Annotated in this window: 11 protein-coding genes; 6 read left to right on the forward strand and 5 right to left on the reverse strand. The window is 41.5% G+C overall.

The genetic code is table 11. The features are described from left to right. Positions 1 to 28: 28 nt before the first annotated feature. Both FTU80_RS13640 and FTU80_RS13645 read right to left on the reverse strand, forming a co-directional pair. On the reverse strand, positions 29 to 1,363 hold the full coding sequence (locus FTU80_RS13640; RefSeq protein WP_180085707.1) for a GGDEF domain-containing protein: 1,335 nt from the start codon (positions 1,361 to 1,363) through the stop codon (positions 29 to 31). A 144-nt stretch (positions 1,364 to 1,507) separates the two neighbouring features. Further along, positions 1,508 to 2,683 (reverse strand): diguanylate cyclase, encoded by a 1,176-nt coding sequence (locus tag FTU80_RS13645; RefSeq protein ID WP_180085652.1) that lies wholly within the window; start codon positions 2,681 to 2,683, stop codon positions 1,508 to 1,510. Between the two features lie 395 nt (positions 2,684 to 3,078). Between FTU80_RS13645 and FTU80_RS13650 the strand changes: the two genes are divergently transcribed. From FTU80_RS13650 to FTU80_RS13660, 3 genes are all read left to right on the forward strand, one after another. Next, the gene (locus tag FTU80_RS13650; protein WP_078194052.1) at positions 3,079 to 4,026 is read left to right on the forward strand and encodes a pirin family protein; all 948 of its coding nucleotides are present in this window, start codon (positions 3,079 to 3,081) and stop codon (positions 4,024 to 4,026) included. A 68-nt stretch (positions 4,027 to 4,094) separates the two neighbouring features. Then, positions 4,095 to 4,493, forward strand: coding sequence for an OsmC family protein (locus FTU80_RS13655; protein WP_111885787.1), 399 nt, complete (start codon positions 4,095 to 4,097; stop codon positions 4,491 to 4,493). Positions 4,494 to 4,644: 151 nt separating this feature from the next. Beyond that, on the forward strand, positions 4,645 to 5,322 hold the full coding sequence (locus tag FTU80_RS13660) for a glutathione S-transferase family protein (RefSeq protein WP_180035124.1): 678 nt from the start codon (positions 4,645 to 4,647) through the stop codon (positions 5,320 to 5,322). Here FTU80_RS13660 and phoR read toward each other — a convergent pair. The 3 genes from phoR to FTU80_RS13675 form a co-directional block, all read right to left on the reverse strand. After that, positions 5,319 to 6,677: a phosphate regulon sensor histidine kinase PhoR gene (gene phoR, locus FTU80_RS13665; RefSeq protein WP_078191505.1), complete on the reverse strand. Its 1,359-nt coding sequence runs from the start codon at positions 6,675 to 6,677 to the stop codon at positions 5,319 to 5,321. The two genes, FTU80_RS13660 and phoR, sit on opposite strands and share 4 nt — an antisense overlap. Before the next feature lie 23 nt (positions 6,678 to 6,700). Further along, positions 6,701 to 7,411, reverse strand: coding sequence for a phosphate regulon transcriptional regulator PhoB (gene phoB / locus FTU80_RS13670; protein WP_078194048.1), 711 nt, complete (start codon positions 7,409 to 7,411; stop codon positions 6,701 to 6,703). A 229-nt stretch (positions 7,412 to 7,640) separates the two neighbouring features. Continuing rightward, on the reverse strand, positions 7,641 to 8,324 hold the full coding sequence (locus FTU80_RS13675) for a TetR/AcrR family transcriptional regulator (RefSeq protein WP_078191503.1): 684 nt from the start codon (positions 8,322 to 8,324) through the stop codon (positions 7,641 to 7,643). A 224-nt stretch (positions 8,325 to 8,548) separates the two neighbouring features. Between FTU80_RS13675 and FTU80_RS13680 the strand changes: the two genes are divergently transcribed. The 3 genes from FTU80_RS13680 to FTU80_RS13690 all read left to right on the forward strand — a co-directional run bounded on the left by FTU80_RS13680 (position 8,549) and on the right by FTU80_RS13690 (position 12,830). Beyond that, positions 8,549 to 9,379 (forward strand): SDR family oxidoreductase, encoded by an 831-nt coding sequence (locus tag FTU80_RS13680; protein WP_180085654.1) that lies wholly within the window; start codon positions 8,549 to 8,551, stop codon positions 9,377 to 9,379. Between the two features lie 880 nt (positions 9,380 to 10,259). After that, complete coding sequence (locus FTU80_RS13685; RefSeq protein ID WP_180085656.1) at positions 10,260 to 11,741, forward strand: carbohydrate porin; 1,482 nt, start codon at positions 10,260 to 10,262, stop codon at positions 11,739 to 11,741. Between the two features lie 33 nt (positions 11,742 to 11,774). Then, positions 11,775 to 12,830, forward strand: coding sequence for an ABC transporter substrate-binding protein (locus FTU80_RS13690; protein ID WP_180049473.1), 1,056 nt, complete (start codon positions 11,775 to 11,777; stop codon positions 12,828 to 12,830). The last annotated feature ends 9 nt before the right edge of the window (positions 12,831 to 12,839 follow it).

Below are 12,839 nucleotides of genomic sequence, written 5' to 3' on the forward strand. Positions count from 1 at the left end.
TCGGCGTCCTTTTTTATATCTCAACATTCTATTTATAAACAATTGACCAACTACTATCGCTTTCATTATTCGGTTCAGCTTTAGGCTTCACTTTATGGGTAAAGCTTTGCCAAGACTTCGTCGATTTACGTTCCGGTTTCATACTTGAATCATAGCGTTCTACACGGTTACGGCCATTTTCTTTCGCCTGATACAGCGCAATATCAGCTTGCTTAATCAGTTCAGTTAAATTTTGCTTATGTGATTTAAGCTGTGAAACACCAATGGAAACGGTAAATTGGATCGGGTGATTTGCGACATTCAGCAAAGATTGATTTTGAAGTGTTAAACGAATACGTTCCGCGATCAACATTGCATCCTGTATTTGCGTTTCAGATAGAAGCACAATAAATTCTTCACCACCAAAACGAGCCAAGACATCTTTTTGGCGCATTTCTTTGCGGGTGGTTTCAGCGATACATTGCAATACCTGATCACCAACATCATGTCCGTAATTATCATTAATATGTTTAAAATGATCGACATCAAACATCAATAAGCAAGTACTTGCAGGCGTTGGCCATTCATGGATGCGATGCTCAGCCAACTGAACAAACTGACGACGGTTATATAACTGGGTGAGCTCATCTGTATGCGCAAGATTTTTCAGCGTATGCATATTCCAGTCATCAAGCAGGGTACGTAAAAAATGACGACGTGCATTGAGCGTATTGTTCCAACTCATATGCAGGCTGATCATCCAAACAGGAATAGACACCACCACAAAAATCAGTGCTTCTTGCCATGATAAAAGCTGACTCACCGCAAAATACACCAATAGCGAAATAAGGCCCGAACAATACAAGGCGGGCTTAAATTGTGTTTGTACGCAGACATTGGCAATTAAAATAAAGATCGACGCACCATAGATATAGGACGAGACCATTGGGCTATTTGAAGCCAGTAGTAAGCCAATCCAAATCGCGGTGCTACAGACCGTCCCAATCGGTAAGATCATGTCGAGCACACGAATATCTTTTTTGTATTTAAACAGATAAAAGCTGACCAATAAGGCAGCAATAATCATGGCCACTCGAGAAAGACCTGACCAAAAGAACATGTCAGGGATAATAAAAATGTCAGCAAAGAAATAAAGAAGAAACGTAATCTGCGCCATGTAGTTCACTTGACGTAAATAAGGTAACTGATGGGCATACTGATGTTGTAGAAAATAGTTTCTAAACTGCGTAGGAATACGTGCAAAAGGATCTGCAATGGCTTGTTCAATCTCGGCACGATTGGCAAGATCACACTCAGAAAGTTTCAAAGTATGAGTATGATTTTTACGAACTTCCTGAGCAGACGAATTAGTCCGAGAACTCATTCGTACATCAACAGACATGTCCCTTCTCCATAAATGGCTTAGGACAAATTATGAACAAAAAACACACAAAAATATCTACCTGAAACTAGGGATTTTTCGAATGGATGATAAAAAATCGTCTGTTGAATGTTACAAAATATATTATTAACTTGCTGTTTTATAAGTTGAAATTTGATTGCGTCCTGCAGATTTTGCTTGGTAAAGTGCCTGATCGGCCATGCGAATTACACTTTGTAAATCTCGGTTTTTTTGACCAAATTCGGCAACACCAATTGAAACGGTAAATTTAAGTTTTTGTAGTGTATCAAGTTCTAAATAATCATCGGCTATTGCCCGTCGCAGACGTTCGGCAATATCTTGAGCCTGACGCAGGTGTGTCTGCGGTAAAAGGATAATAAATTCTTCACCACCGAAGCGGGCAATGATGTCTTGGCTACGTAAAGTATGTCGGCACGTTTCGGCAATTTGTTGTAAAACATGATCACCAATATAGTGCCCAAACTGATCATTAATATTTTTAAATTTGTCGACATCAAAAATCAGTAATGAAAGTGGCTGTAACGGTTTGGACTGATGATGAATATGATAATTGGCAAGTTGAATAAATTGACGGCGATTGTTTAAGCCGGTCAGCACGTCGGTATGCGCCATAATATTGAGCGCTTCACGGTTCAACTGATCGAGTTTACTGTGTAAAAATACAATTCTAGATTTTTGCGTTGAATTCCAACTGATATACAAACTAAATAACAACACGGGCGAATAGATCAAGATAAACAGTTGCAGTTGATGGATATTGCCAGAAATGGCGAAATATACCCCAATCAGTAAAATTAGACTGATACATAGAGAAATGAGCACAGCAGCCTTAAAGCGTATTTGCACACATAAATTGGCTAACACAATAAAAACCAAAGATGCATATAAATAGATCGGCACATCGGGGCTATTGGATAAATTGAGTAGGCTAAACCACAGCGCAGAAGCACCAACGATCGATAGGGGAAGCATCAAGTCAAAGAGTAAAATGCTCTTACTATATGTATAAATGCCCCATGTGATGCCCATCATCAGTAAGGTATAGGCAGTTTTTAAGCCTATCGCGAGCAAGCCCACATCGGGCAACATAAACCAATCCGCTATGGCATAAGAGAGATAGGCCAATTGTGCAACGATGTTGACTTGGAAAAAGAATTTAAAAAGTTGACGACGATGGTAGTGGAAAAATTCTTGACGAAATTGAGCAGGAACGCGAACAAAGGTTCCTTTCAAGGCATTTTGGATCAGTACACGTGATTCTTTCTTATACTCATTGATCATGCAAGATTACCGATGGTTGAGTATGGTTTGTATGTAAATTTATGTAACTTAAATAATCTATATCATTCTTATTTAAAATTAAACAAGTTATTTCAATGATTTGTGAATTATTTGGTATTGTTTGGTCAAAAGTGAGTGTTAATTTATGTTACTTAAATTTACATTTCACGTGATTTGAACAAGTAATTTCGCATTGGATATTGTCTAAATAAGCATCGAAAACTGTTATGCTGTATGTCATATTAGGCAACAAAAAAACGATTGTCCTATCTCTGTGATTCAGCGTATTAATGACAGCTGAAGAAGATGGAGTTAATGCAGATATAATGGAAAAAAATGCATAGCTCTCTAGCCGATAGTCCTTGCGTCGGCTTAGCCAAATTTAGGGTAAGAATATGACCAATACCAATTACACAGAAATATCTCATTCCGACGATTGTGAAAAATACGTCAATCAGTTCATTCAAGAATTTCCACTGCGCCGTGCTGAAATTGGTCAAGGCACAGTGATTAAACGAGCTTTACCAAGTCGTCATAAACGAATGATTGGTGCATGGTGTTTCCTTGATCATGCTGGTCCAGTGCATTTCCCTCAAGGTGATGGCTTAGATGTTGGGCCGCATCCACATATTGGTTTGCAAACGTTTACATGGATGATTGATGGCACCATGATGCATACCGACAGTTTGGGCACACATCAGTTAATTCAGCCCAAACAAGTCAATCTCATGACAGCGGGTTATGGTATTTCGCATACTGAGGTTGCTCCAGAGTCTGAAACACAAATGCATGCTGCGCAGCTTTGGATTGCATTGCCAGATGACAAAATCAATATGGCGCCCCAATTTGACCATTACCCAGAATTGCCTGTGGTGACGCAAGACGGGATTGAATTGACGGTATTGGTGGGTGAATTTTTACAGACTAAATCGCCGGTAAAAGTACATAGTGAATTATTGGGTGTCGATCTGCGTAGTTCGGAAAGTCAAAGTACCGTCCTGCCGCTCAATCCAAAATTTGAATATGGCTTTATGGCCCTCGAAGGGACTGCCAGTATTAATGGTCACGAGCTCAATGAAGACAATATGGTGGTACTTGAGCCGGGCTTAACCCAAGTCAAAATTGATCTGCATGCAGGTGGCCGTGTTTTATTATTAGGGGGGGAACCTTTTGAATCACCGATTCTGCTGTGGTGGAATTTTGTGGGGCGCACACAAGAAGAATTGAATATTGCCCGTGAGCAGTGGATTAATCAGGACGAACGCTTTGGCTCTATTCCAGACTATGATGGTCCACGACTAGAAGCACCTGCTTTCCCTGATAAAATGCGTCCATCACGTTAACTTAAAAATAAAAATGAACAGCCGTACCTGTGGTGAAAATGGTGCGGTATAACCATGAGGGAGTCATTATGGGTATCGTCGCAACGGCAACAGTAAACACCTTAGAAGCACCGTGGTCAGGTGAAATTCAGAGTGGAAAACATCAACTTATTACCGATAAGCCCGAATCATTTGGCGGCGGGGACTTAGGTTTAGCACCGTATGATTTACTGTGCGCATCCTTAATCTCATGCACAATGATTACCTTGCGCATGTATGCAGCACATAAACAAATCCAATTGGGTGAGTTTCGTGTCGAGGCAGACTTTTGTGCGAACCGTGAAGGAGCTGAATGGGTTGAGCGACGCCTGCATTTTCAAACATCCTTGGATGCAGAGTTAGAGCAAAAAATCTTGTCCATTTGTGAAAAAACCCCAGTGACAAAAACTTTATTGCGCAGTGTAGACATTAAAACCACTCTAGTTTAATTTAAATGCAGGTCGCTGCTGTACTGTGCAAAATTTAGTTTTGATACAGATCCAAGCAGTGATCTGATACTTTTTATGATTTAACTACTTCAAAATAATAATGGCATGCCAGAAATAAGAAAATTTTAGACTTCATATAGGAGATGAACCCATGCGGGTGCTACATCATCTAGAAAAATCTCGTTCATTTCGTATTTTATGGGCAATGCAGGAATTAGGACTGGATTATCAGGTTCAGTTTTATCTGCGCCAGCCAAATTTGTCTGCTCCCCCTGAGCTTAAAGCCATCCATCCTTTAGGGAAGTCGCCCATATTGCAGGATGATGGACTGGTCTTGGTAGAATCTGCAGCGATCTTGGAGTATTTACAAGAGAAGTATGATCGGCATGATTTTTTTGCAGCCAAGGCGGAACATTCAAAACAACAATATCGCTTTTGGATGCATTATGCCGAAGGTTCTCTAATGCCGTTGTTGGTGATGCAGTTGGTCATGAGCAATGTGCCACGCCATGTACCTTGGGTCATCAAACCCGTAGCTAATCGCATTTGTGATGGGGTCAAAAAAGGTTTTGTACGACCTCGCTTAAAAGAACATATCGAGTTTTTAGAAAACCATTTAGCGGAAAATGAATATTTTGCGGGACCGTTTAGCTTTGCGGATATTCAGATGACGTTTCCATTAGAAGCCGTTATGACCAGAACTCAAGGGCGATATCCACAAATTCAGGCTTTCTTACAACGGATGCAACAGCGTCCTGCATATCGCCGTGCCAAACAACAAGAACAACAGTTGGAAGCACAGCAAGACCGGCAGGATGATTCTGCTTAGCTCACATGATACAAGCGTTCTTTAGGGAAGACGACTTTAAACAGCGAACCGCGGTTTTCTTTGGACTCAATTTCAAGGTGTGCCTGATGTTGCATCAAAACGTGTTTCACGATGGCAAGACCTAAACCTGTTCCTCCCGTTTGGCGACTACGTGCGCTGTCCACACGGTAAAACCGTTCCGTTAAACGGGGTAAGTGTTTCGGGTCAATCCCGATACCCGTATCTTCAACGGTAAAATAACCATGCGTACCATCATCATGCCAACCAATGGTCACAGTACCGCCTTTGGGGGTGTATTTAATTGCATTGGTGATGAGGTTACTAAAGGCACTCGCCAATTCCATATCTGATCCGATCAGGTCACAGTGACTATCAATCTCGAGATTCAGTGTATGTCCATAATCCACATTGTAAGCATGTGCATCGTCATATAGTTGGTTCATTAGGCTGGGCATTTCAATGATTTGATTTTTAGCAACTTTTTTATCATTTTCCAGACGAGATAATAATAACAAGTCATTAACCAAAGCATTCATACGGCGGGTTTGAGACTGCATTTGATCGAATGCGCGTTTCCAGCGTGGATTTAAATCTTCCTGATCGGTAAAGGTTTCGATATAGCCACTTAAAACCGTAAGTGGTGTGCGTAGCTCATGTGAAATATTATCGACAAAGTCTTTACGCATTTGCTCAAGGTTATGCATGCGCGTGACGTCATAAGCCACCAGTAATCGACTTTCACGACCAAAACGGGTCAATTTCACTTGCACATAATGGTCTTCAAGTACCGATGATTTCATTTTTAAACCATCGGGGGCTAAATCGATATTGGTAAAGTATTCGATAAAACTAGGCTGTCTTAAAATACTTAAAATATTGCGCCCTTGATCGAGCTGTTGAATCCCCAACAACTTTTCTGCGGCAGGGTTCCACCATTCGATTTGGTGTAATTCATCAATCAATACCACAGCTTCAGCAAGCGCCACCAAGGAAGATTGAGCGCGGTCAATTAGGCCGACCATTTCAGCTTGTACGATGCGTTCTTGGCGCTGGGCACGGTATACATTAAAGAGCAAAGCCCCCCAAATGCCGTCTAAATTCGGCGGGACATCATAAGGACGGTTTGAAATCCATTCGTTGACCAAGTACAGCGAACGCATTTGCAATGCAAAGAACACTGCAAAGGCAATTAAGATGCAGATCCATAAGTACCCGATACCAAAGCCGATGAGTGCAGCAATGAGCAGGAAAAATGCCAGCAGTCTTAAATCCTGCTTGGCAAAAGTCCATAAACTGCTGTAACGGAATTTTTTATGTTCACTGGCAAGTTCAGGGACGGGATACGGTTCGTACATAGAAAATTAAAGACCTAAAATGACTAACCCATCACAGCGTCTGCACGGGTAGAGAAACGGTAACCTGTACCACGAACAGTTTGCACATAACGATCGGCTTGGAAAGGTTCAAGAACTTTACGCAAACGACGAATATGCACGTCAATGGTACGGTCCTCAATATACACGTTTCCACCCCAAACCTGATCTAATAATTGAGCACGGGTATAGGCACGTTCAGGATGAGTCATGAAGAAGGCCAGTAAACGATATTCAGTCGGTCCCATATCTAAAATGGTGTTACCAAAGCTGACACGTTGGCTGACTGGATCGAGGATTAAACCATTGGCATCAATGGTTTTTTCACCACCCAATGCATTTGAGCGACGCAGCACAGCTTTAATGCGTGACACCAACTCACGGGTGGAAAAGGGTTTGGTCATGTAGTCATCTGCACCCGCGTCCAGACCTTGGACTTTATGGTCTTCTTCGCCGCGCGCAGTGAGCATGATGACTGGAATTTCTGACAAATTTTCATCGCGTTTTAAACGACGACATAGGTCTACACCACTCACGCCGCCAGGCATCATCCAATCTAATAAAATCAGTGCAGGACGCTGATCCACAATCATTTGGTGCGCTTGTTTCGCATCTTCAGCTTGCTGACATTGAAAACCAGCCATATCCAGTGAAGTATGGATCATTTCCCGAATCGGGAGTTCGTCGTCGACGATTAAAATATAGTCATCTTTCACAGCGCAATACCCTATTTTATGTAAACGGTAGACCGTTTTATATTTATGACAGGCTTATTACAAAGATTAATTATGACAGTATCATTGCAAAAATGATCTTTCATTGGGGTTTAGAAAGAAATTGTGACAATTTAAATCCTGAAATATTCAACAACATGGGCTTTGCATCATGTTGTTGTCACAAAAAAATCATTCAAAAAATTGTAAAGATCAGTGTTGAGGCCAAAATTTATTTACTGGGTTTTTCAGAAAAAGCATCCAACAAGGCCAAAAAGACCACGCTACATGACGATAAAACCTCATCAATCGGCTGTTTATAACCACTCATGACCCAACGAATCGCGATTTGAGTGACATAACCATTGAGACCAGTTGCGACCATCGAAATTTCACGTTCTGAACGATCAATATTCGGCATCATGAGCATGACAAAGGCATGAATCATACGGTCAAAGCGCATCATGGTTTCATGAATCGTGGCTTGGTTATGTAGCTCTTGTACCAACATGGCATCGATGTAAATGATGCGCGCCATACGTGGATTATTTTTTAAAGTTAACAATAGGGCGGTTAAACCTGCTTCAATCATTTTTTTAGAATCGGTTGATGCTTGCATGATGGCTTGCATCACGTTTTGTTGCAGTTCATCGATTAATTTTAAAAAAATGGTTTGGAACAGTTGCTCACTTTTCTTAAATGATTCGTAAAAATAGCGTTCGGTCAGCTTGGCTTCCAAACAAATATCTTTCACGGTCACGGAAAAAAAGCCATGTGTACCATAGGCTTCTATACCGGCTTCAATCAGTTTTTCACGTCGCGCTTGCTTACGTTCACTGAGAGAAAGCCCTTTAAATTGACGTTCCTTCACATTTTTTGCCTGTTGTTGTTCTGTGTGATTTGTTGCATCTGTCATGAAAATATACGCTGAACTAAAGCAGAATTTTGTCTTATTTTAGCAATAATTTCAGTTTAAACCTATGTTTAAGCATTGGCGATTTCAACAGCTTAGCACGTCCTAAGATGACATTGACAATATGTATTGTCAAAACTATATTAAGTCGACGAACTGCACACATTGGCAAATGAGATCACGCTGTGATAAAGCCAAGCGGCAGCATAAAGGAATAAGGAATCACAATGAAAAATTTCAAAAATAAAGTGGCTGCCATTACAGGTGCAGGTTCAGGTATTGGTCAGCAATTGGCTGTGCTTTTGGCGAAACAAGGCTGTCATCTGTCTTTAAGCGATGTGAATGAGCAGGGTCTTGCGGCAACCGTAGACTTAGTGAAAGCCAGCAATGTACGTGTAACCACGCAAAAACTCGATGTGTCAGACCTTGCGGCAATGAAAGCATGGGCAGCACAGACTGTTAAAGATCATGGTTCAGTGAATATGATTTTTAACAATGCGGGTGTGGCATTGGGTACGACCGTTGAAGGGGCAAGCTATGAAGAGCTGGAGTGGATTGTCAACATTAACTTCTGGGGTGTGGTTTATGGCACCAAAGAATTTTTACCGTATATCAAGCAAAGTGGTGAAGGTCATATCATCAATATTTCCAGCTTGTTTGGCTTAACAGCACAGCCAACACAGTCGGCATATAATGCCACTAAATTTGCAGTACGTGGTTTTACCGAATCTTTACGCCAAGAATTGGATATTGAAAACTGTGGCGTGAGTGCGTTATGTGTACATCCGGGCGGTATTCGTACCAATATTGCCAATGCCGCAAAAATGAATGACAGCTTGAAAAGTTTAGGCATGAACCCACAAAAATCGGCGCAGTCGTTTAATAAATTCTTGCGTTGTCCACCTGAAGAAGCGGCTCGTCAAATCATTGCAGCAGTACAAAAAGATAAGCGTCGTTTATTGATTGGTAATGATGCAAAAGCGATTGATTTAATTCAACGTTTGCTACCGACGGGTTATCAAAAATTAACTGCCATGGCGACTAAATTTGGTCAATAAGCGGTAATTAAAATCAATTGAAAAGAGCCCACGTCAGTGGGTTTTTTTATGCTCTAGTAATATCAGAAGCGCAATTTGATCCAAATAAAAGAACGATACGCGGTAGTGTCATCCGCAATTGTTTGAGACAAGACGACTTTTAATCACAAATGTTTTTGCGATCCTTTGAATCATTTGATGGTATTGATCGAGTTTTGTCGGTGAGGTGTATTGCACCGCAAGATGGTTTCCTTGCGAAGCACGCTTCTCATTTTGTCGAATGAGAAACAACGTTTCGTAAGAGTACCTCCAGCCGAAGGCTAATCCCGTTATTCAATCCCTAGATGTAAGACTCCATCGAATAGATTTAAAAATCATTTTAAAAATCCGAAATTACTTTTACAGGCGTAACATCAGTTATTAAAAGCCCAAAGCGTATTTCTTATTTCATAAAATGAGATATAAAAATGGAAATAACTGATGATTTGAAATAAGCAACTGTTGAATAACCAACAGTTTTTTGGCGTTAAAACCAACAGAATTTATCAGATTTAAATAATAAAACTTTAAAAAATAAATACTTAAAATGTTGGCACAGTTGTTGCCATATTAGAGTGAACAAAACTCACCACTGTATGGAACATTTATGAGTACTTTTACGCATCGATATCTTTCTGCTTTTCGTGTCCTACAACAGGCATGTTGTTGTGCTATGACACTCGCGATGATGCGCGCTTAAATTCTAAAAGCTGTCTTCGAGTTTCGGTCGTGCATAAGTTGAATAAAACCTACGACCACTCAGATTAATTTTTAAAAAACCCACGCAGTACATTCACTTCATGCACCTTGCATGGGGTTGGGGGATTTTGCGCTTTGGGAAAAATGTTAGTGAAACCAAATCATGAAAAAAACCACATTAACCGTTGCGGTCGGACTGATTTTATCCGCAACCAGTCAGCTGAGTTTTGCATCCGATGAAGCACTTCAGCAAGAACTGAGCAGCTTAAAACAACAAATTGAGAGTTTGCAAAAACGCTTAAATGCCGTGGAATCTGGTGCGACGAAAAGCCAAGTCGTCGAAACGGCCGCTGTGACGACAGACGATACGAGCAACGCCGCTGATGTTGAAGGTGAAACGCAAGTTGCAGAAGTGACCACAGCAACATCCGAAGATATCGACGGCTTACGTGCAGATATTGAAAACTATAAGTACGATCAGTCACGTCAATATGAACGTCAAACTACAAAATCGACTCGTGATACAACCCTGTATGGCACAGTTCAACTACGTGCCAGTGCGCTCGATGAAACGGGTGTGTTGGGTGCAACCAAATCAACATTTGATATTGGGACTGCGCTGATCGGTGTACGCGGGAATTTATTCCGGGATTATAACGAAGGCAAAAACCTCGATTATCAATTGTCCTTTGGTTATGGCAAACGCAATGATGGCACCAATAACAGTAACTTTAACTTACTGGATGCCTTTGTTCGCTATAACGCTTTTGCCACCAATGCGGGCCCTGAAACTGCCAAACTGAACTTTACGCTCGGTCAGCAGTTATTGCCCTTTGGTCTAGATGTGCAGTCTCCTGAAGATTTGCGTCCGACCATTAGTACCGCTGCAGCTTCGACCTTTTTAGGACTGTTTAATCGTCAAAATGGATTTATCGTCCGTGGAGATGCCAAACCTTTTGTCGACTTTGCATCGAACTACCGTGCGCCGCTATTTGAGTATGCCTTAGGGGTAACCAATGGGAATGCCGGCAATAAGGCAGATGACAACAATGGTAAAGATTATATCGGTCGTGTGGCTTTTACCTTGCCAGTGGACTACGCCAGCATTTTCCGTGAGTTGAAGTTCGGTGCCTCTTATATCAAAGGCGAATCGAAAATTTCAGCCGGCGGAATCAGTGATGATGCTGCAAAACGTGATCGTTTGGGTTTCGATATTTATTATAACCACGCTCCATTTGGTGTGACCTATGAATATCTGCAAGGCAAGACCGATTATGTCGACACTGTAGCCCAAGACATCAAAGAAGCCAAAGCGGAAGGGCATACTTTTACCGCTTTTTACACCTTGGGCGATCAGTTCTACAACAGTATTAAATCCAATGCCAAATTTGATGATTTCTGGCCAAAGTCAGTCCAAGGTTATTACCGTTTTGACCGCTATAACCCGAATAAAAACAACGCAAGCTATCTCGATACCGCGAGCGGTCGTATTGGTGAATATGACATTCACTCTTTGGGTTTAAACCTATTTTTTGCGCAAACCACAAAATTCCAATTACAGCTGAATCACTATCTGTTTGATGTCGAAACGGCAAATCAAAAAGACACCAATGAGCTGCAAGCTCAGGTTCAGTACACCTTTTAATTCAAATATTTAAACCATTAAGGAACATTTAAAATGAAAATTATCTCTAAAAAAATCGCAGCCACATTCTTGGCACTTTCAGCACTTGGTTTAAGCGTTCAATTGCATGCTGCCAATCCCAAAGAAATTCGCATTTCAGTATCAGCTGCGGGTGAGGGGGGTAAACCCAAAGTGGGCGGTAGTTTTGTAGCTACAGCACATTTACGAGGTGTGCTCGAACAAGAATTTAAAAAAGATGGCATTAAGGTGAATTGGCTGTTCTTCCCCGGAGCAGGCCCTGCAACCAACGAAGCTTTAGCCAATGGCAAAGTGGACTTTGCATTGCATGGCGATTTGCCCTCATTGGTTGGACGTTCAACGGGATTAAAAACCAAAGTGTTGTTTTCGACAGGGCGTTTTGGTCCTACCTATGTGGTGGTGCCTGCCGGATCAAATGCTAAATCCTTTGCAGATCTAAAAGGCAAAAAATTCTCCGTCTTCAAAGGGACCAATGGTCAGATCGTCTTTAACCGTGTATTAGCAAAATACAATTTAACTGAGCGCGATTTACGAGTGATTTCGCAAGATGCCTATTCGGCACGTACTGCGTTAGCGACGGGAGATATTGATGCCACGATTACTTCGCCGTTTAGTTTGCAAGCACGTGGTGTGGCAAAAACTTTAGTTGAAATTAAAGATCCCAAAGTTGCACCGATTGCGCACTTTTGGGTGACAGAAAGTTTTGAAAAACAATATCCAGAGGTAGTGCAACGTGTCGTGACGACACTGATTAAACAGGCGCAGTGGAGTTCTCAAGAAGCCAACCGTAGTGCGCAATATAAACTCTGGGCTCAAAGTGGCATTCCGTTGGTGGATTATCAAAAAACGTGGGATGGCTGGAATTTAAAAGACCGTACTACACCGCTACTAGACGAGTTCCACCGTTCACAAATTGACAGTGCTTTAAAAATTGCCAAAGACGCTCGTTTAATCCGTCGTGATGTGGATACCAAAACATGGTATGAGCCGAAGTATCTAAATAATGCCTTGAAAGAGCTGAAGTTAGAGGGTTACTGGCGCCAATTTAATGCTCAAGGTCAACCGAAGTAAGTCGCAGCC

Source organism: Acinetobacter sp. YH12145 (assembly GCF_013418335.1).
Lineage (GTDB): Bacteria > Pseudomonadota > Gammaproteobacteria > Pseudomonadales > Moraxellaceae > Acinetobacter > Acinetobacter amyesii.